Annotated in this window: 18 protein-coding genes; 11 read left to right on the forward strand and 7 right to left on the reverse strand. The window is 34.5% G+C overall.

What is annotated here, in order from left to right; genetic code table 11:
• Positions 1 to 155 precede the first annotated feature (155 nt).
• Positions 156 to 1,223 carry a proline racemase family protein gene (locus tag B0A75_RS09045; protein ID WP_089053956.1) on the reverse strand — a complete coding sequence of 356 codons (1,068 nt, stop codon included), beginning with the start codon at positions 1,221 to 1,223 and terminating at the stop codon, positions 156 to 158.
• A complete protein-coding gene (locus B0A75_RS09050) occupies positions 1,216 to 2,190 on the reverse strand; it encodes an ornithine cyclodeaminase family protein (protein WP_089053957.1) in 975 nt (324 codons plus the stop codon). Before B0A75_RS09050 ends, B0A75_RS09045 begins: the two co-directional genes overlap by 8 nt.
• Before the next feature lie 155 nt (positions 2,191 to 2,345).
• Here B0A75_RS09050 and B0A75_RS09055 point away from each other — a divergent pair, with 155 nt between their 5' ends.
• Complete coding sequence (locus B0A75_RS09055; protein ID WP_089053958.1) at positions 2,346 to 3,653, forward strand: S28 family serine protease; 1,308 nt, start codon at positions 2,346 to 2,348, stop codon at positions 3,651 to 3,653.
• 195 nt (positions 3,654 to 3,848) lie between these two features.
• Here B0A75_RS09055 and B0A75_RS09060 read toward each other — a convergent pair whose 3' ends face one another.
• On the reverse strand, positions 3,849 to 4,319 hold the full coding sequence (locus tag B0A75_RS09060) for an Lrp/AsnC family transcriptional regulator (RefSeq protein ID WP_089053959.1): 471 nt from the start codon (positions 4,317 to 4,319) through the stop codon (positions 3,849 to 3,851).
• A gap of 188 nt (positions 4,320 to 4,507) precedes the next feature.
• On the opposite strand from B0A75_RS09060, the gene B0A75_RS09065 reads away from it, so the two are divergent.
• From B0A75_RS09065 to B0A75_RS09105, 9 genes are all read left to right on the forward strand, one after another.
• Complete coding sequence (locus B0A75_RS09065) at positions 4,508 to 5,320, forward strand: DUF1338 domain-containing protein (protein ID WP_089053960.1); 813 nt, start codon at positions 4,508 to 4,510, stop codon at positions 5,318 to 5,320.
• Between the two features lie 93 nt (positions 5,321 to 5,413).
• Complete coding sequence (amaB, locus tag B0A75_RS09070) at positions 5,414 to 6,967, forward strand: L-piperidine-6-carboxylate dehydrogenase (RefSeq protein ID WP_089053961.1); 1,554 nt, start codon at positions 5,414 to 5,416, stop codon at positions 6,965 to 6,967.
• A 165-nt stretch (positions 6,968 to 7,132) separates the two neighbouring features.
• Entirely contained in the window at positions 7,133 to 10,255 is a 3,123-nt protein-coding gene (locus tag B0A75_RS09075) for a SusC/RagA family TonB-linked outer membrane protein (RefSeq protein ID WP_244284370.1), read from the forward strand.
• Positions 10,256 to 10,278: 23 nt separating this feature from the next.
• The gene (locus B0A75_RS09080) at positions 10,279 to 11,778 is read left to right on the forward strand and encodes a RagB/SusD family nutrient uptake outer membrane protein (RefSeq protein WP_089053962.1); all 1,500 of its coding nucleotides are present in this window, start codon (positions 10,279 to 10,281) and stop codon (positions 11,776 to 11,778) included.
• 189 nt (positions 11,779 to 11,967) lie between these two features.
• Positions 11,968 to 13,974, forward strand: a complete 2,007-nt coding sequence (locus tag B0A75_RS09085; RefSeq protein WP_089053963.1) for an MGH1-like glycoside hydrolase domain-containing protein — start codon at positions 11,968 to 11,970, stop codon at positions 13,972 to 13,974.
• Between the two features lie 360 nt (positions 13,975 to 14,334).
• Positions 14,335 to 16,470 (forward strand): beta-galactosidase, encoded by a 2,136-nt coding sequence (locus B0A75_RS09090; protein WP_089053964.1) that lies wholly within the window; start codon positions 14,335 to 14,337, stop codon positions 16,468 to 16,470.
• Positions 16,471 to 16,693: 223 nt separating this feature from the next.
• Positions 16,694 to 18,991 (forward strand): aminotransferase class III-fold pyridoxal phosphate-dependent enzyme, encoded by a 2,298-nt coding sequence (locus tag B0A75_RS09095; RefSeq protein ID WP_089053965.1) that lies wholly within the window; start codon positions 16,694 to 16,696, stop codon positions 18,989 to 18,991.
• 419 nt (positions 18,992 to 19,410) lie between these two features.
• On the forward strand, positions 19,411 to 22,362 hold the full coding sequence (locus B0A75_RS09100; RefSeq protein WP_089053966.1) for an FAD-binding and (Fe-S)-binding domain-containing protein: 2,952 nt from the start codon (positions 19,411 to 19,413) through the stop codon (positions 22,360 to 22,362).
• Between the two features lie 108 nt (positions 22,363 to 22,470).
• Entirely contained in the window at positions 22,471 to 22,893 is a 423-nt protein-coding gene (locus B0A75_RS09105) for an MgtC/SapB family protein (protein WP_089053967.1), read from the forward strand.
• Between the two features lie 34 nt (positions 22,894 to 22,927).
• Here B0A75_RS09105 and rclC read toward each other — a convergent pair whose 3' ends face one another.
• Both rclC and B0A75_RS09115 read right to left on the reverse strand, forming a co-directional pair.
• On the reverse strand, positions 22,928 to 23,491 hold the full coding sequence (rclC, locus tag B0A75_RS09110) for a reactive chlorine resistance membrane protein RclC (RefSeq protein ID WP_089053968.1): 564 nt from the start codon (positions 23,489 to 23,491) through the stop codon (positions 22,928 to 22,930).
• Between the two features lie 62 nt (positions 23,492 to 23,553).
• Complete coding sequence (locus tag B0A75_RS09115; RefSeq protein WP_089053969.1) at positions 23,554 to 24,405, reverse strand: helix-turn-helix domain-containing protein; 852 nt, start codon at positions 24,403 to 24,405, stop codon at positions 23,554 to 23,556.
• A gap of 192 nt (positions 24,406 to 24,597) precedes the next feature.
• On the opposite strand from B0A75_RS09115, the gene B0A75_RS09120 reads away from it, so the two are divergent.
• Positions 24,598 to 24,891: a GNAT family N-acetyltransferase gene (locus B0A75_RS09120; RefSeq protein WP_089053970.1), complete on the forward strand. Its 294-nt coding sequence runs from the start codon at positions 24,598 to 24,600 to the stop codon at positions 24,889 to 24,891.
• Positions 24,892 to 24,958: 67 nt separating this feature from the next.
• Here the strand turns inward: B0A75_RS09120 and B0A75_RS09125 are convergent, their stop codons facing one another.
• Together B0A75_RS09125 and B0A75_RS09130 are read right to left on the reverse strand one after the other, a co-directional pair.
• Positions 24,959 to 25,264 carry a hypothetical protein gene (locus B0A75_RS09125; protein WP_089053971.1) on the reverse strand — a complete coding sequence of 102 codons (306 nt, stop codon included), beginning with the start codon at positions 25,262 to 25,264 and terminating at the stop codon, positions 24,959 to 24,961.
• Positions 25,265 to 25,520: 256 nt separating this feature from the next.
• Complete coding sequence (locus tag B0A75_RS09130; RefSeq protein WP_089053972.1) at positions 25,521 to 26,306, reverse strand: leucine-rich repeat domain-containing protein; 786 nt, start codon at positions 26,304 to 26,306, stop codon at positions 25,521 to 25,523.
• Between the last annotated feature and the right edge of the window lie 136 nt (positions 26,307 to 26,442).

Consider the following 26,442-nt stretch of genomic DNA (forward strand, 5'->3'; position numbering starts at 1 on the left):
TACTTATCGCGTGAAAAGGCGTTTCACTTTGCATGAATGCACATAGAGCATCTATGTGTAAATGATATGTCATTTATTTTAATCTTTTATCCAATAAAACAAACCTATGTTTCTATGTGTTAAATAATTTTTAACAATTACACTACACTTTTTAATTATCTAAGTATAAAACCATTTTTCATAGGATCTTTTGGATCTATTAAAAACGTATTTATTCCGGTTACAAAAGCAGTTCCTTCTACTTGCGGAATTACAGCTTTAAAAGGTCCAAATTTTTCTTCTCTAACAAGAGATCCTGTAAAAGTACTTCCTGTTATGCTTTCTATCGTAATAAATTCATTCAAATTTATAGCATTTCTCGCTTTTTCAATCGCAATTCTTCCAGAAACACCTGAACCTGTTGGGGAACGATCAACTTCTCCATCAGCAAAAACACAAACGTTTCGGCTGTGATTAGAAATATCAAGCGGTTCATCAATAAAAATAGTGCCGTATAAAAAACTCAAATCCTCCTCAAACGGATGCTGAATTTCTTTATCCTGATCCATTACGGCATGTTTTATATCAACACCGTTTTGAATAATAGTACGGTAATTTTCTTCGGTTAAACCAAAATTCAAATGCGTATTTTTCCTCAAATCAACATAAGCATAAAAAGCACCGCCATAAGCCAAATCATAAACAACATCGCCAACGCCCTGAACATTTACAATACGATCTAAACCTACAGCAAAACTAGGCACGCAATGAAATCTCACTCCGGTTACTTCACCATTTAAAATGGTAACAAACGATAAAATTCGTCCGCACGGAGCATCAATTTTCAATTCATTCTCCCCTTCTTTTATTGTTATCCAATTCATTTTTGCTGCCAAAGTGCTTATCCCAATAACCGCATGACCGCACATACTGCTGTAACCTTCATTATGCATAAAAAGAATCCCAAAATCGGCATCATCATCATTTGGCGGAAGCAAAATACAACCGTACATATCAGCATGACCGCGAGGTTCAAACATCAATGCTGTTCTTAAATAATCGAAGTTTTCTTTTATATCTCTTCGGTATTCTAAAACAGTCTTTCCTTTCAGTTTTGGAAAACCAGAAACAATTACGCGCAAAGGTTCACCGCCTGTATGCATATCAATTGTTTTTATTTGCAGTACATCTGCCTCTGCTTTATAATCAATATTATTACAAATATTTTGATATGTTTTAGACATTTTTTTGTGTTTTTAAATTATACTCTTCATAAAAATATCCAGCTGCAACAAGATCCTCTAAAGCATGTCCAACGGATTTAAAATAAGTGATTTCAGTATCAGATGTTCTGCCCGTTTTTGTATTGCTGCACAGTTCAAACAAATCTGCTTTGATCGTTTCTTTTGTGATAATTCCACTTGTCAGTGGAATCAAAATATCACCGCTTTCCTTAAGTCCGCCTTGATAAGTATCCAGAAATAGGCTCGATTTTAAAACGGCTTCATCATCTGCTTCACGCATGTCTTTTTTATACGCGCCAACAAGATCTAAATGCTGTCCTGCTTTCAGCCATTTTCCAAAAACAAGCGGAACAGGAGATAAAGTCGCAGCCGAAATAATGTCAACTTGAGAAATAGCTTCTTCTACAGTTGAAACCGGCTTGCAGGTAAACGAAGAATTTTTGAGTACATCACAAACCAATTGTGCTTTTTCTATAGTTCTTCCCCAAACATAAACCTCTTTAATTGGTCTGACGCTTGCATGCGCTTGAATCAAATTTATAGCTAAAGCCCCTGTACCAATCATCAGCATAGATGAAGACTCTTTTCGAGAAAGATAACTGCTAGCCAATGCAGATGTCGCTGCGGTACGTTTTCCTGTTAATGATTTTGCATCCAGAATTGCTTTTATATTTCCTTTATGCCCGTCGAGATAAATGTAAGTTCCTTGTATTGAAGGCAAATCGTATTTACCATTATTAGGACTTACAGTTACTATTTTTACTCCTAAATCTCTACCCGCTTGAAACGCCGGCATTAACAGTAATGTTGAATCTTTCTCTTCTGCAGGATTAGGATAATCGTGATGATGACGCATAGGTACTTGGATAGCCGAAGTCGAAAACCCAGCGCGAAGTCTTTCTATAAGTTCTTTAAAATTGCATTTTTCTTCAATGAAATGATCTGAAATAAGTTGTATTGGTTCCATGTATTTTGTTGAAATTTTACTAAAAATAGAAGATTATTTTATGATAATACTATTTCACCCCAAAACCAGATAACATATGCTAACTTAAGGTTAATATAGTACAAATTGATTAGACTTTATGACCTTATTTTTATAAAAAACAATTTTAAACAATAATGAAAAAGTTAAAACACATTTTAGCAGTACTGACTGTTTCCTTAACATTCTGGACTAGTTTTGCTCAAACTGAAACCGCAGCTCAGACAGGTTTAGAAAATAAACTGAAAGAATTATTTCCTGATGCTGCTATTACAAAAACCAAAAACCTTGACGGTTTTAGCGAGTCGTATCAATTAGTTCTTAACGAACCTTTAGATCATAACAATCCGAAAAAAGGCACTTTTAAGCATTATGTGTATTTATCGCATTTAGATTTCAAAAGTCCAATGGTGATCGAAACCGAAGGTTATGCTGCACGTTATAAAAAAACAGAATTGAGTTCTTTATTACATACAAATCAGGTAATTGTTGAATATCGCTTTTATGGAAACTCGAGACCTAACCCAATTCAATGGAAATATTTAACAAATGATCAGGCGATCGAAGATTATCACTCGATTGTAACAAAATTGAAACAATTGTATACAGGGAAATGGATTTCGACAGGAATTAGTAAAGGCGGAGAAACAACTTTAATTTACAAATCGAAATATCCTAATGATATTGATGTTGCGGTTCCATATGTGGCTCCTTTAATAAACACTCAAGAAGATCCTAGAATCGAACAGCATCTGGCAACTGTAGGAACTGCTGAATGTCGCAAAAAAATAATTGATTTTCAGCGCACTTTATTACAAAACAGAGCAGCACTTCTTAAAGAAATTAAAGCATATGCTGACCAAGAAAAAATGACTTTTACTGAGGTTTCTTTTGATGAGGCTCTAGAATATGGCGTTCTTGAATTTCCTTTTTCGTTCTGGCAATGGGGAGGAAAATGTGAAGACATTCCTGATAACACAGCATCATCAAAAGCACTGTTTGATTATATGAACAAAATTGTTGGAATTGGTTATTACAACGACAAAAACTATTATGATCTATTGCCATCTTACTACCAACACATGAGCGAACTAGGGTATTATGGATTTGATTTTACACCTGTTAAAGACTTATTGACGACTGTAAAAAGCACTTCAAACAATCGATTCGCACCAAAAGATGTTCAAATAACCTATAATCCAAAATACATTAAAAAAGTGAGGGATTATGTAGAAAACAAAGGCTCCAAAATACTATACATTTATGGAGGTTATGATACTTGGGAGTCTTGTTCTCCTACTCCTAATTCGAATCTTGATGCTTTAAAAATGGTTTTAGCCGGCGGAAGTCATGCCACTAGAATAAAAAACTTTTCAGAGCAAGATCAAGACAAAATAATGAATACACTAACAAGATGGTTAACAGAACAACCAAACTTAAATTAAAAAATAAGGCTGAAGAAAAGTTTCTTCAGCCCTATTTTTTATAAATCAATTTTGAACACAGATTGTACTAATTTTAATAGATCAATCTTGTTTGTGAAATTAATTTCACAAACAAATTAGTGACAATTAGTGCAATCTGTGTTGCTTTTTTTACTTGTCTCTACAAGGCAACTCTAGTGAGCGTTTTTTTAATTATTATACAGGCACATTTTTTTCAAAGGCAGAACCAAATGAGAAAAAAGAATCGGTGCTTCCTACACCTTCAATTTGATGAATTTGCTCGTATAAAATCTTACGAAGTTCTTCATTATTATAGGATACAATTTTAATAAATAAAGCATATTTTCCAGAAACCCAATGGCATTCAATTACCTCAGGAATTTCTTTCAATTTTTCAGCAATTGAGTAAGAAAAACGGGCTTCTTTAGTAACAATTCCTGTATAGGTAACCGTTTCATAACCAAGTTCTTTGGCATTCAGTTTTACTGAAAATCCGGTAATAATTCCAGACTCTTGCAATTTCCTGACTCTCAAATGTACGAGCGAATTTGATATGTTTAATTCTTTAGCTAAATCAGAAAATGGCACTCTTCCGTTTTCACTAAGTTTTTTGATGATTTCTTTATCTAAATAGTCAGTATTTTCATTGTTTTTTATGCTTGCCATGGCTCATTTTTTTGGATTGATTATACTATTTTGACAATTCTAAAGCTGATTCCAGCATTTAAAGTGTCAAAATTACAAAAAAACAATCACAAAATGTCTAATTATTAATAATCACGTACACACAGTGTTATAATAACATCGTTTTATATAGATTTGTGTCATAATCACACATTTTTAACACAACCAAAATGAATAAAGATCAATTACTTACAAAACTATGGGAGCAGTATGCTGCTATCACTCCATCAGCAAAAAAAATTCATGAATTATTAGAAGAAAAAGGTGAAGTAATAAAAAATGACCATATCGCAATTCGAACTTTTAATGATAAACGTATTAATATAGAGGTATTAGAAAAACCATTTTTAAATGTTGGTTACGAAGCAAAAGGAGAATACAATTTTGAAACCAAAAAATTATTTGCCAAGCATTATGAACATGCTACAGATAAAGATGCACCGAGAATTTTTATTTCTGAACTGGAATTAGAAAAATGTTCTGCTGAATTACAGGAAACTGTAAAAGACATTTTGAACAGCTGTGACGATGATACATTCAAGAATCCTGAATTAGTATTAAGCGGTTCTGTTTGGAAAGCAGATTCTCAGAAAATCTATAAATCATTATTGAGCGAATCTGAATATGCGGCCTGGATGTATGTTTATGGATTTAGAGCCAATCACTTTACTATAAATACAAATGCTTTAAAAGATTTTGAAACATTAGAAGAGCTGAACACTTTCTTAGAAAACAGCGGTTGGAAATTAAACGAATCTGGCGGGAAAATTAAAGGTACTCCAGAACAATTATTAGAGCAATCGAGCACACTGGCTGATTTGTATACAATTGATTTTGAAGAAGGAGCTCTAGAAATTCCATCTTGTTACTATGAATTTGCACTTCGTTATCCAATGTCAAACGGAGAATTATATCAAGGATTTGTTGCTTCATCTGCCGATAAAATATTTGAGAGTACAGATGTTAAACTGCAAAAATCATAATATTCAGATTGATTTACAGCAATCTACATTATCAAATAAATCAACTTTTTTAATGTCCGATAAAAGTTGAATAACATATCAAAAAAGGTCAAAATGACAACAACAGAATTACAATTTGGAATAAAAGAAGCTTTAGACCAATTAGGCATAAAAGAAATTAACGACGGAACCTCAACAGGATTAAACCATTTTTCGAACGGAGAACTACTAGAAAGCTATTCTCCTGTTGACGGACAGTTAATTGCCAAAGTTAAAACTTCGACAGCTGCAGATTATGAAAAAGTAATGGAGGCCGCAACAACTGCTTTCAAAACATTTCGAGTAATGCCGGCACCTCAACGTGGTGAAATCGTACGTCAGTTTGGAGAAAAACTGCGTAAAAACAAAGAAGCTTTAGGTAAACTGGTTTCTTATGAAATGGGAAAATCATTGCAGGAAGGTTATGGCGAAGTACAGGAAATGATCGATATCTGCGATTTTGCCGTAGGACTTTCACGTCAGCTTCATGGCTTAACCATGCATTCAGAACGTCCAGGACATAGAATGTATGAGCAATACCACTCTTTGGGGGTTGTTGGGATAATTTCAGCGTTTAATTTCCCTGTAGCCGTTTGGGCTTGGAATACAGCGCTGGCTTGGATTTGCGGTGATGTCTGCGTTTGGAAACCATCTGAAAAAACACCTCTTTGCGGAATTGCTTGTCAAAATATTATTGCCGAGGTTATCAAAGAAAACAATCTTCCTGAAGGTATTTCCTGTTTGATTAACGGCGATTATAAAATTGGTGAAATACTAACAAATGATAGCCGTATTCCGTTAATTTCTGCGACAGGTTCTACTCGCATGGGTAAAATAGTCGCACAGACTGTTGCAGGACGTTTAGGAAAATCGTTATTAGAATTGGGCGGAAACAATGCTATTATTGTAACGCCGGATGCTGATATTAAAATGACCGTTATTGGTGCAGTTTTTGGAGCTGTAGGAACTGCAGGTCAAAGATGTACATCTACACGTCGATTAATTATTCATGAAAGCATTTATGATAAAGTAAAAGATGCAATCGTGTCGGCTTACAAACAATTACGTATTGGAAATCCTTTGGATGAAAACAATCATGTTGGACCGTTAATTGACAAACAAGCTGTCGAAATGTATAATTATGCTCTTGAAAAAGTAGTTGTCGAAGGAGGTAAAATTCTAGTAGATGGCGGTATACTTTCTGGCGAAGGATATGAAAGCGGCTGTTATGTAAAACCTGCAATTGCTGAGGCAGATAATTCATTCGAAATCGTACAGCATGAAACTTTTGCTCCTGTATTATACTTGCTTAAATACTCAGGAACTGTTGAGAATGCGATTGCTGTTCAAAATGGTGTTGCGCAAGGATTATCATCGGCAATAATGACCAATAATTTAAGAGAAGCTGAACTGTTCTTATCCGTTACAGGTTCTGATTGTGGTATTGCAAATGTAAATATAGGAACTTCCGGCGCTGAAATTGGCGGCGCTTTTGGAGGAGAAAAAGAAACCGGAGGAGGAAGAGAATCTGGGTCTGATGCATGGAAAGTATACATGCGAAGACAAACCAATACAATCAATTATACTACTAGTTTACCATTGGCACAAGGAATAAAATTTGATCTGTAAGCAAAAACTAAAAAAAACTAAAAAAAAAAACAGATTAAAAATTCATCGCATTTTATACATCAGGTTTGAAACCGAAGCCAAAAAATAAACTGCTTTTATAACAATTAAAAAAAACTAAAAAAAAGAAAAACTATCGGATTTTAATTAACCAAAAACTATCACCAAATGAAAAAACTATTAATTAGGAAGCTGAATTTTATTCCTTTACTATTATGTTTATGGCTGCCAACTCTCCATTATGGTCAAGCGCAAAAAAGCATAACCGGAAAAGTAACTGATGATAAAAACAATACGTTACCAGGCGTAAGCATTTCTATAAAAGATTCAAACTACAATGCTTCAACGGATTTTGATGGAAATTATACATTGTCATTCCCCTCAAATTTAACAAATCCTACAATCATTTATTCGTTCTTGGGTTTTACTCAAAAAACGGAAATCGCAGACAACCGGACTACGATTAATGTAACAATGATGGAAGAAACCAATAAACTTAATGAAGTTATTGTAATTGGTTACGGCTCTCAGAAAAAAGGCAACGTTACCGGAGCAATTTCATCTGTTAAAAAAGAAAGCATTGAAGCAAGGGCTGCAACAAATCCTGCCGAAGCACTGCAAGGTTTAGTAGCGGGTGTAAATGTGCAAAAAAGCGGTGGTATTGCCGGCGCAGATGTAAGAGTAAAAATACGCGGCGTAAATACCTTTGGAGCAACTGAACCGCTTTATATTATTGACGGCTTTCAAGGCGATATTAAAACCATAAACCCAACAAACATCGAATCGATGGAGGTTCTTAAAGATGGAGCTGCTGCTGCTATTTACGGATCTGTTGCGGCAAATGGAGTAATTATCGTTACCACCAAAAATGGTCAAAAAGAAGGTATAAAAGTAGATTTCAGTTCATTTTTAAGTTTAACGAATGTTGCTAACACTTTAGACTTATTAGATGCTGACGGTTATCGCACAGTACATAAAAGAATGTATGATGAGTATAACAAATATGCTACATCGCCAAAACCGCTTCCTGCTTATATTACTGCTCCATCTGATGTTAACACAGACTGGCAGGACGAAGTTTTCCGTTCTGGACTTACACAAAATTATGGCTTAGGAGTTCAAGGAAGACAGGGCGATATTAAATTTGCTTTGTATGGTAACTACGTAAAACAAAAAGGAGTTGTAATTGATAATGATTTTGGCCAGCAAACAGCAAGTGCAAGAGTAAGCTTTAAAAAGTCTATTTTTGATGTAGACGGAAAAATGGCCTATATAGCAACACAAAATGCACTGCCTAATTTTCAATTAAAAGAGGTATACACGATGGCTCCTTTAGTTCCTGTTTACGATTCAAACGAGCAATACGGCTATGGATTAACGGGTAAAAATGGACTTCCAGCAGGAACAAATCCAGTAGCCGAAGAGCATTTTAGAAAAAGCAAAGACAACGGACAAGATTTGACAGCAAATATTGCTATTACAGCAAACATTACTTCATGGTTGAAGTATAAAATTGCTTATTCATACCATATGAAAAACAACCAGCAAATGGCTCATTTTCCGCCATTTATTGCTAACCCAAAAGAAGTGCATCTTTATCCGATGCAAACGGAATTAAGATCACATTGGGATGAGCAGATATTAGACAATATCATCACTGTTGATAAAACTTTTGGAAAACATACTTTTGGTTTAATGCTTGGTAACACTATTAATGGTCAATCATCAAACTGGAATCAAGTAAGTGTTGAAGGAAAAACAACAGACTATTCTGTAGAAAACGGAGAGCTGGTATCAATCGATCGTCCTTCTGGATTTTTAGATCCAAATTTTGAAACTATCGGTGCAGGTAAAGGAGGAACTTACTCTGCTGACGGTTCAAAATTTCAATACAATCGTGTATCCTTTTTCAGCCGTTTAAACTACTCTTTCAACGATCGTTACTTGCTTCAAATGACGGTTAGAAAAGATGGTTCATCTAAATTTGGAGAAGACAGCCGTTGGGGAACTTTCCCATCGATTGCTTTAGGATGGAAAATAGATCAAGAAAACTTCTTCCCAAAAGATTTTTTCATCTCAAATTTAAAATTACGTGCAAGCTGGGGACAATTGGGTAACGAAGCTGCTTTAGGATATTACTCTGCAAATACTTTAATCAAAACTGGAAATAGTTTAGGCAACGGTTATGTACAAGGTGTTGGAAGCAACCCATGGCCGGGAAGTATTGCAACTGCATTAGAAAACAGAAACTTGCAATGGGAAACAACTGATTCTAAAAACGTTGGTATCGATTTCACGCTTAAAAACGGAAAAATCAGTGGTTCTATGAACTACTACCACAATGTTACTGATAATTTATTAATTACAAAAAGATTAGCACCATCTGCAGGTATTGATAATCCGATACTTAACGTAGGTAAAATCAGCAACAGCGGTTTTGAACTTGAAGTAAACTATCGCGATCAAGTTGAGGAATTCAAATACAATGTAGGTTTCAACCTTACTACACTTAAAAATAAAGTAGAGTCTTTGGCAAACGAAGGACAAACTATTTATGGTGAAGGATTGAAATTTGGAGAAGAGCATTTCCCAACACAAGCACGTGTAGGAAGTCCAATAAGTGGTTTCTATTTGTACAAAACTGATGGTATTTTCCAAACTGTTGAGGAAGTAAAAGCACACAACAAAAATGGTGTTTTATTACAGCCAAATGCACAGCCTGGAGATATTCGTTTTAAAGATTTAAATGGAGATGGTTCTATAGATGAAAATGACAAAGCTTATGCTGGAACGGGATTACCAAAATTAGAAGCAAATCTTAGTTTAGGAGCGAGTTACAAAGGTTTTGACTTCTCTGCATTAATTGGAAGCGGATGGGGTAACAAACTGTATAACGGAAATAGATATTTTTACGAATCTATGAGTGCAGGAACCAATATGCTGGCTTCGACTCTAAATTCTTGGACACCAGAAAACCGCAGTAATATGCCGCGTGCCGTATTGCAAGATCCTAACGGAAACAGCCGTGAATCTGATCGTTTTCTTGAAAGCGGAAACTTCGTAAGAATGCGTCAAATACAATTAGGATATACTATCCCAAGTAAAATGTTAGGTAAAGCTAAAATAGACAAACTTAGATTTTATGTAAGTGTTGAAAACCTATTTACAATCACCGATTACTCAGGTATTGATCCAGAATTTTCTCGTGCATCTGTTCTTGACACTGGTGTTGATCGTTTTGTTTATCCATTTACAAGATCATTTGTATCAGGTGTTCAATATATATTTTAATTCTATTTAAAAAAGACAAAATCATGAACAAGATATTTTATTTACTATCCATCATAAGCTTATTCACTATTACAAGTTGTAGTGATTATCTAGACCAGCAATCTCCAGACCAGCTTACCTCAGGTAATTTCTGGAGAAATAAAGCCGATGCAGAATCTGCTTTGGCAGCAACGTATTCACAACTTGAAGCAGCCGTAGACGAATGGGCTTTTGCCGAAGTAAAATGGCCGGTTGAAGCTTATCGTGAAGACATTTGCGACTTAGGAAGCGATGCCTTAAACTACCAAAGCTGGGTTGAACTTTCAACATTTACCTATACAAATGGTAATCCTCAATTTACAACGTATTGGAGACTTAACTATAGAGGAATCAGTAATGCGAATCAAGTTATCGATAAATTGCCACAAGTTCCTGCAGCTAACTTAAACGATGCTGACAGAGCACAAATTGAAGCCGAAGCTCGTTTTTTACGTGCTTATTACCATATGAAACTGCTCCTAAATTGGGAACAGATTTATGTTAGAAAAAAATACATTACTAAAGAAAGCGATCTAAGCATTCCGTTATCAACACGTGCTGAAGCATGGGATTTTATTACAAGCGAACTTAAAGCTGCGGCTGCAGTACTTCCTGCAAAACAATCTACAGATAAAACGGGACGCGCAACGAGCGGAGCTGCAAACAGCTACCTTGGATTTGCTTATTTAACCAGAGCTTATGAAGAAACTGCTCAAAAACAAGCTTTCTTAAACGAATCTCTTACTGCACTTAATAAAGTACAAGGATATGACTTAGTTAAAGATTACGTTTCTATGTTTGATGGTACCTCTAAAAATACCAGAGAATCAATATTCGAATTGCAGTTTACAGAAACAACAGCAAATGGTGCTTTTTATCGCAATGCACTTCATTATTGGATGGCTGCTGCAGAATTAGGCGGATGGGATGAAATCCTTCCAAGTAAAGTACTTATAAACGAATTTAAAAAAGAAGGAAAAACAGCAACTACAGGTAACTACGACACTCGTTTTTACAGTACCATTTTCTTCAAAGATCCTTATTTTAATGATCCAAGCAATCCGTTAGTATTAGGAACTACTTATGATGATAAATTTGGCGATACAGACAAACCAGTATTCCGTAAATTTATTCCAAGTACACAGGAAAAAATGAATCAGGAATTTACAGCAATCAACGTTCCATTAATGAGATACTCAAACGTATTGTTGATGCAGGCCGAAGTATTAAACGAATTAGGCCGTACAGCAGAAGCAATTCCGTACATCAACAAAGTGCGTAATAGAGCCGATATGACGGCAATGACGGGAACAACTGCAAGCGCTGTAAAAGCTCAAATCGAGCACGAAAGAATTCTTGAATTTCCGCTTGAAAACTATCGTTTTTATGACTTACGTCGTTGGGGAAAAACAAAAACTGCTCTTGATGCTGCAGGACGTACTGGGTTTGATGCTGCAAAAAACAACTTCTACCCTATTCCGATAACAGAATTACAAGCAAATTAATCCATTAAATAATTACGATTTTTAAAAGAATAGCCCTATATTTCTTGGGCTATTCTTTTTATCTAATAGCAAATTGCTGAAGATAGTTTTTTATAAACCATTCTCCACAATATTATATTTATCGAAAAGCATCGATTCATATAAACAGCTGAAATAAAAACAAAAAACATTCAATAAAGACGAAATAACATGGGCAAAAGGCATATACTTTTTATTCTATCCTTCTTTTTTATCTTACAATCCGGCTCGGCGCAAAAAGGATTTCCAATTTTAGAATCCGCAAAAAACAGCTTAAATTATAAGGGAAATCCAGCGAAAGCTGAAGATCGCAACTCATTGGCTTTCTCAGATAAAGGCGCATGGTTTGCATTTGGATTCTTGGACACATCAAATACGCAGGCAGGATTTTCAGGTCCATTTTTAATGACAGAACAAAACGGAGTTTGGCTGAGTCCATCATTTGTTTCTTTACAGCTTACTGACGAAAACAAAAATGAAGTCATTAACTGGAAAAACGCTTTAGTAAATCAAAACAGTTACAACAGTCATCTTGAACAGCAGTTTCAAAACGAAAAAGTAAGCGTAAAACAACAACTGGTTTATTTATCAGGCCATTCGGCGCTTCAAAAAACAAGTATTACCAATAAAACAGGAAAAGCAATAACACTTTATCCGTCTTATAACGCCTCTCTTTTTTTAAATGATTTAAAGTTATCCGATGAAAACAAAACTTTAAAAATAGTTTCTTCAAAAAGTACAGCGATTGGATACATTCAGTTTTTAAACTCAAATCCGGTAATCGAAATTACAAAAGAAGGTTACAAAGCTCAAACTGAAAAACTGACTTTAAAACCTAATGAAACTAAGGAAATTGTTGTTTCTCAAACCTATATTTTTCCACAATATTCATGGCAGAAAGAAAAAGAAACGATCGCTAAAACAACATTTAACACACTATTAAACAACACACAAAAAGAGAAAGAAAATCTATTGGCACAATTAATTGCCAAGAAAAAAGTAATTTACAAAGACAACATTTATTCTGATTTAATTGCAAAATTAGAATTGACATTACAAAACAATACCAGAATTGCAGCAGAAGGTTTAAAACACGGAGGCCTTTTTCCGAGCTACAATTATGAATGGTTTCATGGATTTTGGGCGTGGGACAGCTGGAAACACGCGGCAGCGGTAGCTAATTATGATACTGAATTGGCAAAAAACCAAATGCGTGCTTTATTTGATTATCAAGAACCAAACGGATTTATTCCTGACTGTGTTTACAGAAATAATCTTATCGAAGAAAACAATTACCGTAACACAAAAGCGCCACTTGCAGCATGGGCAATATGGCAGATTTATGAGAAGACAAAAGACGCTGGTTTCTTAAAAGAGTTTTATCCAAAATTAAAACTATACCATGACTGGTGGTACAAAGAACGCGATCACGATCAAGATGGTTTATGCGAATTTGGCTCAACAGACGGAACTTTAATTGCTGCCAAATGGGAAAGCGGAATGGACAATGCAGTTCGTTTTGATGATAGTAAAATCTTGAAAAATGCAGAAAAAGCTTTTTCTTTAGATCAGGAAAGTGTCGATTTAAATTCATTCTTGTATGCCGAAAAAAACTATTTAAGTAAAATGGCACAAGTTTTAAAATTGACCAAAGAATCAAAAGACTGGCAAGACGAAAGCACAGCACTAAAAGCTAAAATTCAAGCTCAATTTTGGGATGCGTCTACTGGTTGGTACTACGATACAACAATCGATGGAAAATCGTTAATAAAGATTATGGGATGCGAAGGATATCTGCCAATTTGGGCAGAAGTTGCAACTCCTGAACAGACTAAATTAATGAAAGAAAACATGCTAAATCCAGCTATTTTCAACACATTTGTTCCTTTGCCAACATTGGCAGCCAATCATCCGAAATTTAAACCCGAAGGCGGTTATTGGAGAGGACCAATTTGGCTTGATCAAAGTTATTTTGGTATCAATGGATTAGAAAAATACGGATACACAAACGAAGCAAATCAATTAGCGCATAAACTTATTCATAATGCTGATGGTGTTCTGGACAAAGGAACTTCTATTAGAGAAAATTATCAGCCTTTAACCGGAAAAGGACTTGAAGCTTATAATTTCAGCTGGTCAGCAGCGCATTATTTAATGCTTCTTTTAGAAGATAAATAATAAAACGCTGGATGCAATAATTCTAAACACATAGAAACATAGTTTTTTTTAATCAAAAAGAAGGCGTTTCACTTGTTTTAAATAAACATAGATTAACCGTGTGAAAGAAAGCAACAGATTTAGGTATTTGATTTGAATTTCCTCCTGCTTTAGCTGGAGGTTTAAGAATTGATAATGTTTACAATGGCTTTAGCCAAATTAAAGAGTTTTCGGCTAAAGCCAATTTATGTTTTCATTCCAATTACTCCAGCTAAAGCAGGAGCCAATTCAAAACATTAAAAATGATAGAAACAAAACCAACTATTAACTCAATGATAAGTGAAATAGTTAAATTTTATTAACACAACAATATTACAAAGTATGTTCAACCAAAATATATCTCTTGCAAAATTTATTGCTGCAGTAACATTTATTGCAGGCAGTCATTCGACACCTATTTTTTCGCAAAATAAAAAAGCAGTCTCTTCAGAAAAAAAAGATCCGCAGCGTTTTTTCTCAAAACCTGATTTAATGCAGATTGGCGTTTATTATTATCCTGAGCAATGGCCGAGAGAACAATGGGAACGCGACTTAAAAAACATTAAAAAACTTGGTTTTGAATTTACGCATTTTGCTGAATTTGCTTGGACTTACATGGAACCTCAAGAAGGTGTTTATGATTTTAAATGGCTGGACGATGCTTTGGCAATAGCCGAAAAAGAAGGTTTAAAAGTAATTCTTTGTACGCCGACTCCAACTCCGCCGGCATGGATGGGAGAAAAATATCCTGAGATATATTTAGTAGATGCAAACGGCCACCGCAGGGAACACGGAAACAGAGCAAATGTGTCTATAACTAATGAAAAATACAGAGAATTTACAGATCAAATTGTTGCCGAATTAGGAAAAAGATACGGTAAGAATAAAAATATCATGGGCTGGCAGATCGACAATGAACCTCTTGGCACCGCAGATTTTAGTCCATCAGCACGCAAAGCATTTCAGATTTGGCTTAAAGCCAAATACGGAACAATCGAAAAGTTAAACACAGAATGGGTTGGAAATTTCTGGAGCACACGTTACAATAACTTCGAGCAGATTGTTTTACCAAATGCTGAAATGTATTTTGAAGATAAATTGAGTCCGCATGCTGTTTTAGATTTCAAAAGATTTACTTCTGATGCTCAAGCTCAGTACTTGAACAGACAAGCTGAAATACTTAGAAAATATGTTGATACAAAACAATGGATTACAACAAACTTTACCAACGTAATTTATGATGCTGATCCAAGAAGTGCTGACAAAATGGATTTTATAACCTATACAATGTATCCAGTAAGCGGTCAAAATCCGTTAGGCGGCTATAGTTTTAGAATGGGTTCACCAAGCAAAATTTCAGAAGCAAATGATTATTACAGATCAATAACAGGCGTTACTGGTGTTATGGAATTACAACCTGGGCAGGTAAACTGGGCGAGTATTAATCCGCAGTTACTGCCTGGAACAGTACACATGTGGATTTCGCAGGCTTTTGGCGGCGGCTGTTCTTTTACTTGTACTTATAGATATAGACATCCGCTTGGAAGCAGCGAAATGTATCACGACGGAATCGTAGGTACAGATGGCGTAACACTTACTCAAGGCGGAAAAGAATTTGTGCAATCTATCGAAGACATGAAACTGCTTCGTAAAGAATACAATCCGAAAGCCGTAATACCGCAAGAAATTGCAAAAAGAAAAACTGGTTTTTTATGGAGTCATGACAATCTTTGGGATTTAGAAAACCAGAAACAAACCAAATTCTGGAATACTTGGAAACATAGAAACACTTATACTTCGGCCATTAAATCAACAGGTGCTCCAATGGATTTTATTACTGAAGAGGCGAATTTTGATGATTACCCATTTATTGTTGCGCCGGCTTATCAACTTGTTGATCAAAAACTAGTGGCAAAATGGCAAAAATATGTAGAGAATGGAGGAAATTTAATTCTAACTTGCCGTACAGGACAGAAAGACAGAAATGGTCATTTTTTTGAAGCAAATTGGAATGCTCCTATTGTTCCTTTAATTGGTGCTGATGTTGACTTTTTTGACATGTTAGTTTCTGATGTAAACGGAACTATTAAAGCTGGAAACAACAATTACAAATGGAATACTTGGGCAGATGTTTTATCGCCTAAACAAGGAACAGAAGTTTTAGCCACTTATGACGATCAGTTTTACAAAGGCAAAGCAGCAGCTGTAACCCGAAAATTAGGCAAAGGAACTATTACTTATATTGGAGTAGAAAGCAATGATGGAAATTTAGAGAGACAAATTGTACGTGACACCTATTCTCGTGCAAAAGTTGCAATTGAAAACTTACCAAAAGGTGTTTTTATAGAATGGAGAGATGGTTTTTACGTAGGTGTAAATTATACCAATGAGCCTATTAATCTGCCTATTCCTCAAGGAAGTAAAATACTAGTTGGACAAAACCCATTACAGCCTGCACAAGCTGTGATTTGGAAATAAAATAAGACAAGATTAGGTTTGCCACGAATTACACGAATTGGCACGAATTTTTTTTAATAGATTGCGTATAATAATTAGTGCAAATTAGTGTAATTGCTTCGCCTGTTCGCTATCGCTCGGGTCGTGACAAAAAAAGTTTTACAAGATCGCAGAAACAAAATATAATTCGCGCTAATTCGTGCAATTCGTGGCGAAAAAATAAAATAAATAAAATATAATACAAATGACTTTTTCAGAAGCAGCTATTCAAGACTTAGTAAAAGAGCATTACGGATTAAACGTAACCGTAAAGGCATTAAATGGATATGATGAACTAAATTTTCTTTTATCGAATGACAAAAATGAAAAGTACATTCTAAAAGTATCAAATGAAAGTCATCCATTTCCTTTTTTAGAAGCGCAGGTTGAAATCATAAAACACTTAACCAGAAGTAATATTTCTAATTGTTTTCAGCAATTTTGCATTAATAAACAAGGCGGTGAATTAACCAAAATAGTACTTGACAATCATATCTATTATATACGAATTCTAAACTTTTTAGAAGGTACTTTTTGGGTTGATGAAAAAGCTAAAACAACTGAATTACATTCTAATTTAGGTTCTTTTTTAGGTAATATGGACAATGCTTTGAAGGATTTTTCACATCCTGCAATGCACCGCAATTATACTTGGGACATTAGTCATGCGAGTGAAGCCGGAGACAACTTAAAACACATTCTAAATCACGAAAAAAGACGTATTGCAGGTTATTTTCTACTGCAGTTTGATACAGAAGTTCTGCCTCAAATACATCGACTGAGACATGCTTATATACACAACGATGCCAACGACTATAATGTATTAGTACAAGGTAATCGTATAAGTGGTTTGATTGATTTTGGCGATATGGTTTACACCGTTCTTGTCAATAATCTAGCTATTGCTTGTACTTATGCCATGCTCGATGAAGAAGATCCGCTTGCTGTTGCGGCATCAATTGTTCAGGGGTATCATAAAGCCTACGCACTTACGGAACAGGAATTAGATTTATTGTATTATTTAATAGCCGGAAGACTTTGTATCAGCGTTACACAATCTGCTTACAATGCTTCGTTAGACAGTAATAATGAACATCATTTTATTACCGAAAAACCGGCTTGGGATTTATTGTATAAATTAATTCAAATTAATCCAATAAAAGCGCAAGATGCCTTTAGAAAAGCTTGTGGTTTTGAAGGATTAATTAATGATAATGATTACAGCGATTTACTTGAAGTTCGCAAAAAGAAAATTGGTCGAAATCTAAGCATTGGTTACAAAGACAAATTAAAAATTGTTAAAGGCGCGTTGCAATATTTGTATGATGACAAAGGAAGAACCTTTGTAGATTGCGTAAACAATCCGTCGCATGTTGGGCATTGCCACCCAGTTGTAGTTAGAAAAATGCAAAAACAAATTGCAACTTTAAATACAAATACAAGATACTTAAATGACGCCATAACGGAATATGCTGAAAAATTAACAGCAACATTACCCGAAAAACTAAGCGTTTGTTATTTTGTAAATTCTGGAAGCGAAGCAAATGATTTAGCGATTAGAATGAGCCGTCATTATACCAAACAAAAAGATATTATTGTACTGGATCATGCATATCACGGAACCTCAACTGTGGCAATGGAAATGAGTCCGTATAAATTTGACAGCAAAGGCGGTTCTGGTCAAATGCCATGGATTCATAAAGCAATTAATCCTGATTTATATCGAGGTCCTTTTAAATACGGCGATGCAAAAGCAGGCGAAAAATATGCTGCTGATGTACAACGAATTATCGAAGATTTAAAAAAGGAAAATAAAGCACCTGCCGTATTTATTTGTGAAACTTTATTGGGAGTCGGCGGGCAAATTCCGTTACCCGAAAACTATTTAAAAACAGCTTATGAATATGTCAGAGCTGCTGGAGGTGTTTGTATCGCCGATGAAGTTCAAGTAGGATTTGGAAGAATCGGAGATCATTTCTGGGGATTTGAATTACAAAATGTAATTCCGGATATTGTTGTTTTAGGGAAACCAATTGGCAACGGACATCCGCTCGCAGCGGTAATTGTAACAGAGGAAATTGCTGATTCATTTAATAACGGTTTAGAGTATTTTAACACCTTTGGAGGAAATCCAGTTTCTATGACAACAGGATTAGCAGTTTTAGATGTTATTCAGGAAGAAGAAATGCAGCAGCATGCACTCGAAGTAGGAAATCATTTGATGAACGGTCTCAAAACTTTGATGGCAAAATACCCAATAATAAGCGATGTTCGAGGACACGGATTATTTATTGGTGCCGAAATGGTAAAAGACAGAACAACAATGGAACCTGCCGTTCCTAAAATAGATATTGTAGTCGAAAAAATGAAAGCCAATGGCTTTTTACTCAGTACAGACGGTCCCTTACATAATGTTTTAAAAATAAAACCGCCTATGACATTCAGCAAACAAAATGCCGATGAAATGGTGCGTTTACTTGACATTGCATTAAGCGAATTGTAGAAAACATTTAACACATAATTCTCACGCTTAAACACAATATTGTCATTTCGACTGAAAGGAGGAATCACACACAAGATTCGACAAAGATTGGCGATTGTGATTGCGGCGTTTCTCGTGTGATTTCTCCTTTTGGTCGAAATGACAAACTAAACGAAAATATTGTTATTAAAATCATTGACCTAGCCCCGATAGTAGTGGAAATCCTTTTGTGGCGGGATTCGCCACAAAAGATTGAAACGGATAGCGGGATTAGCTCCTGAAAAAAGATTTGATTTTATCATAGAAATCGAAGTGACAAAACTCTAATTGAGTTTCTGGATTATGTGTTAAAAAACAGCAACAACAAACAAAGACTATTCCTGACTTCTTATCCGAATAATTTTGGATAAGGCAATCTTCTCTATAATTACTGTATTAAAATGAATAACAATAATATCCTTTCCAAGAATTCTATTAATCTTGAAAGTTTAGAAAAGCAGCTAGAAGGTAAATTATTTTACGATCATACTATGCGCTTGCTTTATGCTACTGATGCAAGCGCTTACAAAGAAATGCCTTTGGCAGTTGCAGTTCCAAAAACTAAAGAAGATATTCAAAAAATTATCGCATTTGCAAGAGAAAATAAAAGCAGCATAATACCGCGTGCTGCCGGAACCTCGCTTGCTGGTCAAGTGGTTGGAAACGGAATTATAGTCGATATTTCGCAGGAATTTACCAAAATCATTTCAGTCGATGCAACCGAGAAATCGGCTTGGGTAGAACCTGGAGTTATTCGTGATGAATTAAATCTTCATTTAAAATCATATAAACTGTTCTTTGGACCAGAAACTTCTACCAGTAATCGCTGCATGATTGGCGGTATGGTCGGCAATAATGCCTGCGGTGCACGATCTGTTGTTTATGGTTCTACCCGTGAACATTTACTTGAAATTAAAGGTTTTCTGGCTGATGGCTGCGAGGTTACTTTTGGTCCTTTGACAAATGCTGAATTCGAAGACAAATGCAACGGAATTAATGTAGTAAGTCCGCTAGAACAAGCCATTTATCTTCAAGCTAAAGATATTTTATCATCTGAAGCCAACAGAACTTTATTTGAGAATAATTTTCCTAAAAAAACAATTCCTAGAAGAAATACTGGTTACGCTTTAGATTTATTAGCAGATTCTATGCCTTTTGGAGATTCAACCGAAAAGTTTAATTTTTGTAAATTAATTGCAGGATCCGAAGGGACTTTGTTCTTTTCTACAGCCATAAAATTAAATTTAGTCGACGCTTTAAAACCCCAAGCTGCTTTAGTCTGCGTACATTTTGAAAGCATTAACGAATCATTAAAAGCTAACATTGAAGCCTTAAAATTCAATCCAGACAGCGTTGAGTTAATCGATCATTATATTCTAGAATGTACAAAAGAAAACATTGAGCAAAGCAAAAATCGCTTTTTTGTAAAAGGCAATCCGCAAGCAATTTTAGCAATCGAATTTTTACGTGATACTCAAGAAGAAATTGACGCTGTTGCGACAGAAATGGAAGCTTTGATGCGCTCTAAAAATCTTGGCTATCATTTTCCGATAGTTTACGGAGAAGATACTAATAAAGTCTGGACTTTAAGAAAAGCTGGATTAGGTTTATTATCAAATATTCCCGGCGATGCTAAAGCTGTCGCTGTAATTGAAGATACAGCTGTTGATGTAACCGATTTACCCAATTTTATTGAAGATTTCAATGCAGTTTTAAAAGAAAGAAATTTAAACTGTGTACATTATGCTCACGCCGCAACCGGCGAATTGCACCTGCGCCCTATTATCGATTTAAAAACAAAAGAAGGTACTGCAATTTTTAGAACTATTGCGACAGACATTGCTCACCTAGTTAAAAAATATAAAGGTTCTTTGAGCGGTGAACACGGTGACGGAAGGCTTCGAGGAGAGTTTATCCCTTTGATGTTAGGCGAAGAAATCTATCAAATGTTTGTTCAAATAAAAGAAGTTTGGGACCCTTGGGGTGTTTTTAATCCTGGAAAAATTGTGAATACACCGCCTATGGATACCAGTTTAAGATATACAGCTGGTCAAGAAACTCCAATGCCCGAAACTTATTTTGATTTCTCTGAACATAACGGAATTCTGCGTGCCGCCGAAATGTGCAATGGTTCTGGAGACTGCAGAAAAACTGAAAAAAGCGGTGGTACAATGTGCCCGAGTTATATGGCAACGCGTGACGAAAAACACACTACACGTGCAAGAGCAAACATTTTAAGAGAAACCATAACGAATTCAAAAAAAGAAAACAAATTTGATGATGAAGGTCTTCTTGAAGTTCTCGATTTATGTTTAAGCTGTAAAGGCTGCAAATCTGAATGCCCGTCGAATGTTGATATGGCAAAATTAAAAGCCGAAACCTTACAACAATATCACGACAAAAACGGCATTAAATTCCGTTCGAAATTGATTGGAAATACGCCCAAAATAAACCATTTATTTGCAGCAATACCTTGGGTTTATAATTTATCAACTAAAGGTATTTTAGGAAATATTATCAAAAAAACATCGGGTTTTGCAGTGGAGAGAAAATTGCCTTTAATGCATAAAATCACTTTTGAAAAATGGATGAAAAACTATACTCAAAAAGGCGATTTTACAAATGGTAAAGTGTATTTGTACAATGATGAATTTTTGAATTATTATGACGTTGAAATTGGTCAAACGGCTGTTAAACTTTTAAATCGTTTAGGTTATCAAGTGGAAATTCCGAAAATCGGCATCAGCGGAAGAACTTATCTTTCTAAAGGAATGCTGAAAGAAGCTCGTAAAATAGCCGAGAAAAATATTCTTGATTTTGAAAAAGCTATACCTCAAAACGGAATTTTAATTGGAATAGAACCTTCGGGAATATTATCTTTCCGAGATGAATATCCCGATTTATGCCGCGGCGATTTAAAAGAAAAAGCAAAATTAGCTGCTACAAAAACCTTTTTAATCGAAGAATTTTTAGCCAAAGAATTAGACGAGGGTCGTATTTCATCAGCTAGTTTTACGGATAAAACGGAACGTGTACGCATGCATGGTCATTGTTTTCAGAAAGCATTGTCATCATTAGTGCCGCTAAAGAAAATTTTAATGCTACCAAAAAACTATACCGTTTTAAACATTCCGAGCGGATGCTGCGGTATGGCGGGTTCTTTTGGTTATGAAAAAGAGCATTACGATATCTCTATGAAAATAGGAGAACTGGTTTTGTTTCCAACAATCCGCTCAGAAGAGCAGGCTACATTAATCTCTGCATCAGGAACAAGCTGCAGACATCAAATTACAGATGGTACAGGTCGTAAAGCGCAGCATCCGGTAGAGATTTTGTTTGAGGCATTAAAATAGATTCTTTTTAAACTCGTTGACCATATTTATTTTTTAAATATCTTTATGTTAAGATTACAGCTTTCACAAGAAAATGACTCTTTTTTAATGATCTAAAAAGTAATAATTTTGAGCACTACAGAATTTTTAACAAGACTTGCCGCCGCCACTTTAGCGGGATTAATTATAGGTTTTGAAAGACAATGGAATCATAAAGAAACGGGACTAAAAACGAATACGCTGGTAGCTATAGGAGCTGCAACTTTTGTATTATTATCTATAAAAGTTGCCAATACTGTATCAAATGTTGATGTTACTCGTATAACAGCTCAAGTTGTTATGGGCGTTGGCTTTCTAGGTGCAGGAGTCATTTTTAGAGAAGGCGATAATGTACATGGTTTAAACTCGGCCGCTACAATTTGGTGCAGTGCTGCTATTGGTTGTATTGCCGCTACTGGTTATTTTGTTGAAGCTTTAATTTGTACACTTATGGTCATTATTATAAATACTGCTATCGAACCAATCGAAAGATGGTTGAAAAACAGGAAATAGTAAGTTCTAATTAACTTGTTCTTATTCTTTTTTCTTAATCTTTCAGAAGCTTTTTAGCAGAATCAGAAGCGACAATCAAACCGCCGGCCATCATAATAATATCTTTTACAACTAAACGACCGGCCCCTGATAAATAAGGAAAACCAAATTGCGGAGTTGGCAGATCGCCTCCCAAATTGGGAACCCAAGTTTCTGGAGTCGTAATTAAAAAAGTAAGAGTTACCAATGCCATTCCTGCAGTAAGCAATCCGCCGATAAGTCCCAAACGATTATTAAAAATACCCAAAAAAGTCAATGTACCAATAATGACAATAACGGTTCCTAAAGCATACGAAAAACCATACGTTCCGTTTTGATGATTCCATTTAATATTCTTTTGAACCATCTCCCCTTCTTTATTTTTATGTTCTTTATATTCTTTAGGATTATTATAAAAGAAACTCATCAAAGGACTATTGGCTACAAAAGGAACGATTCCGTCAGCCTCATATTGAAAAACTTTAAGTCCGCCAATCCACACCATAACGATAAGAATAGCGATTCGCATAAAATTGATAAACTGCCCTTGTAATTTTGATAAAATGATTAAGATTTTCATAGTCTAAGTATTTAGACACAAAATTAAGAAGAGCCAATTTAGACTACAATGGACAAATATGGCTATTCTCTGGACAAATCTGCTACGATAGATATTCCAACATTTTCACGAAAAGCTGTTGGTGTAATTCCAGTATGTTTTTTAAAATAACGGCTAAAATAATTCTCATCATCAAAATTCAATTCAGCTGCTATTTCTTTCATACTCTTATAAGTCAGATGAATTAACTTTTTAGATTCAAGTATTACTCTTTCATGAATTAATGTCGAAGGTGTTTTTAAGAAATACTGCTTGCAGATCTTCGAAAAATTATTGGGCGAAATTCCCATTTTTGCGGCATAAAAAGAGGGCTGTCTTTCTTTATGAAAATTATTTTCCAGCAGTTCCTTAAAATTCATCAGCGGATGATGTGCATTCTTTTCTGCTTCGATGCTGTTATCTTTAGATTTAATTTTACTGCATAACGCCAGAATCAATTGTAAATATGCTTTTACAACCGCTGCAGCATACGTATTCGACTCTTGAAGCTCGATTATCATTTTTCTTAAGATGTTGTCAATTTCAGTATAGTCTTCTTGCTCAAGATTTATAAAAGTCTGCTGATAAATATTATTAAACAAAAGTCCATTGCAGGCGACTTCTTTTTTATGGTATTCAATACAATAAAAATCGCCGTGAAACTGCAGTTTCTTTACTTTAATTGGAGATTCAGATTCAAAATAAACCATTTGATATGGAGTTGAAAACAATACAATTTTGCCATTAAAAGAGTACTTTACCAAATCTACGCTTACTTTCCCATTGCCTTCAAAAAGAAATATAGTATAGAGCGGCGAACTGCCTAAACGGTTAATATCATCTGTAGTACATTCCTGAACTGAACAGCCTTTTTGATTATTTTCTTTATCTTTCATTGATGATTTATACTGCAAATTCTATTTGCTGTTTTAAGCAGTACTCAAAGTTAGAGTATTATTTTGGGGAACTGACTTTTAAAGAATAGAAAAGAATAGGTCGATCAATGCTGTTTTTTTTAAATTTCTTGTCATAGATTAAGTCTACTAAGTTTTATACTTACTAATTTTACAATACTAAAAAAAACAATTATGGAATATACAGTTATAAACAACGAAAAAGACAAACGTTTTGAGATTCACGTAGATGGACATATGGCGTTTGAACAATATAAATTATTCGATGGCGGTATTGCCTATATTCATACTGAGGTTCCGCCAGAATTATCTGGACAAGGATTAGCGGCTTACATCGCAAAATATGTTTTGGATTACGCAGAAGAAAATCATCTTAAAGTAAAACCCTATTGTCCTTACATAAAAGCTTACATCGACAAACATCCAGAATATCAAGCTAATTCATTATTTCATAATAAAGAATTATAAAACTGATAAAACAAAAAAAAAGACTACTCAACCGAGTAGTCTTTTTTATATAACTGCTAAACGGCTTTTAAGCCATAAATAGTGCATGTTTATTATAATTGTACAGAACCTTATCATAAGGTACATAAAGTGACGTTATCTTCTCTGATACTTCATTAAACTTGATTCCATTATGTTTTCTAAACAAGTAAATTTCTTTCAAGCAATTCGACAGACTTTGATGAATTGAAGTTGTAAAAGTTGGCAGTTTATTATCTCCTACTAATAAATCAATTTGATAATTAGAGCTGCTTTTTGACAAGTTGTTACCAATAATTCTTATTGTAAAAGTAGTCGCTTTTCCGTGTTGTTCACCTTGATATTGTAATACCATAATTTTATAATTAAAAAGGTTATATGTTTTCTCTTTACTCTTATTTAAAGTTATGAAAAAAAATGACTGTTTTAAAAATTAACATCAAATTTATTTGACAAAATTAAAACAATAAAAATAACTGCAATGCCTTTTAACAATTCATAAACTCAAAAAATTAAATAAAAAAAAACGTAAAGAATTACGGTTTTTCGGCAATTAACTAAATATATTTAATCAACTTTTTTCAACGAGTAAAATTCATTCATAAGCACGATTAATTTGCGATAATATTTTCAAGTGTTTTTTCTTCTATTAAATCTAATAAAAATGGATTTCCATCTTCATCAAACATTGTCATATTCAACGAATCCAACAAGGTTAATTTTTTTGAAACAGCTCCTTTAAATTTATTGTACGAAAGATTCATCTCTGACAAATTCTTTAATTTCTCCAGTTCTTCAGGAATTTCACCATCAAAACTGTTATTAAATAAACTTAGGTTTTGTAAAGCATTTAAATTCAATATCTCTTTACTCAAATTTCCAGAGAATTTATTACTGTTTAAAAGCAATACTTTTAAGGTTGTAATCGTGTATATTGAACCAGGCAATTGTCCTTCAATTTGATTGTCGAACAATGAAAGTATTTCTAACTTTTTTAAACTCCCAAAACTTAAAGGCAATTCACCAGATATTTTATTCGATGAAATGTCTAGAACTTCAAGTTCTTTAAAGCTATTTACTTCATTTGGTAATGTTCCTTCTAATTTATTTTTATGCAGATCAATCCTTTCTAAATTGACTAAATCAAAAAATTCAATGGGTAATTCTCCTTGCAGATTATTGTCTGGTAAATTGAGCGCCGCTACTTTTCCATCTTCTATTTCAACACCATACCAAGTCGAGACCGAAAGTGATAAATCCCACTTTATTTTCCAATGCGAGCCATTTGTAGCATGATAAAATTTTAGTAACGCTTCTTTCTCTTTATCTGAAACAGTATCTGCAAAACTATTTAGAGAAAAAACAAGCATTAAAAAAAGTGTGGTTAAGCTTTTCATAACTAATTTGGGGAATTAGGTTTTTCTATTTTCAAAATTAAGAAATTACTAGATATAAAGCATATATTGTCGATAAAGTGTTGATAAATAAAGAATACGTATTACTTTTACTACTTATTTAACTCTTAACAACGTA

This window comes from Flavobacterium oncorhynchi, assembly GCF_002217355.1.
Classification (GTDB): Bacteria; Bacteroidota; Bacteroidia; order Flavobacteriales; family Flavobacteriaceae; genus Flavobacterium; species Flavobacterium oncorhynchi.

Bases quoted from the DNA above. Each gene is read 5' to 3' on its own strand.
- B0A75_RS09045 (WP_089053956.1), bottom strand. From the start codon at position 1,223: ATGTCTAAAACATATCAAAATATTTGTAATAATATTGATTATAAAGCA.
- B0A75_RS09050 (WP_089053957.1), bottom strand. From the start codon at position 2,190: ATGGAACCAATACAACTTATTTCAGATCATTTCATTGAAGAAAAATGC.
- B0A75_RS09055 (WP_089053958.1), top strand. From the start codon at position 2,346: ATGAAAAAGTTAAAACACATTTTAGCAGTACTGACTGTTTCCTTAACA.
- B0A75_RS09060 (WP_089053959.1), bottom strand. From the start codon at position 4,319: ATGGCAAGCATAAAAAACAATGAAAATACTGACTATTTAGATAAAGAA.
- B0A75_RS09065 (WP_089053960.1), top strand. From the start codon at position 4,508: ATGAATAAAGATCAATTACTTACAAAACTATGGGAGCAGTATGCTGCT.
- amaB (WP_089053961.1), top strand. From the start codon at position 5,414: ATGACAACAACAGAATTACAATTTGGAATAAAAGAAGCTTTAGACCAA.
- B0A75_RS09075 (WP_244284370.1), top strand. From the start codon at position 7,133: ATGAAAAAACTATTAATTAGGAAGCTGAATTTTATTCCTTTACTATTA.
- B0A75_RS09080 (WP_089053962.1), top strand. From the start codon at position 10,279: ATGAACAAGATATTTTATTTACTATCCATCATAAGCTTATTCACTATT.
- B0A75_RS09085 (WP_089053963.1), top strand. From the start codon at position 11,968: ATGGGCAAAAGGCATATACTTTTTATTCTATCCTTCTTTTTTATCTTA.
- B0A75_RS09090 (WP_089053964.1), top strand. From the start codon at position 14,335: ATGTTCAACCAAAATATATCTCTTGCAAAATTTATTGCTGCAGTAACA.
- B0A75_RS09095 (WP_089053965.1), top strand. From the start codon at position 16,694: ATGACTTTTTCAGAAGCAGCTATTCAAGACTTAGTAAAAGAGCATTAC.
- B0A75_RS09100 (WP_089053966.1), top strand. From the start codon at position 19,411: ATGAATAACAATAATATCCTTTCCAAGAATTCTATTAATCTTGAAAGT.
- rclC (WP_089053968.1), bottom strand. From the start codon at position 23,491: ATGAAAATCTTAATCATTTTATCAAAATTACAAGGGCAGTTTATCAAT.
- B0A75_RS09115 (WP_089053969.1), bottom strand. From the start codon at position 24,405: ATGAAAGATAAAGAAAATAATCAAAAAGGCTGTTCAGTTCAGGAATGT.
- B0A75_RS09120 (WP_089053970.1), top strand. From the start codon at position 24,598: ATGGAATATACAGTTATAAACAACGAAAAAGACAAACGTTTTGAGATT.
- B0A75_RS09125 (WP_089053971.1), bottom strand. From the start codon at position 25,264: ATGGTATTACAATATCAAGGTGAACAACACGGAAAAGCGACTACTTTT.
- B0A75_RS09130 (WP_089053972.1), bottom strand. From the start codon at position 26,306: ATGAAAAGCTTAACCACACTTTTTTTAATGCTTGTTTTTTCTCTAAAT.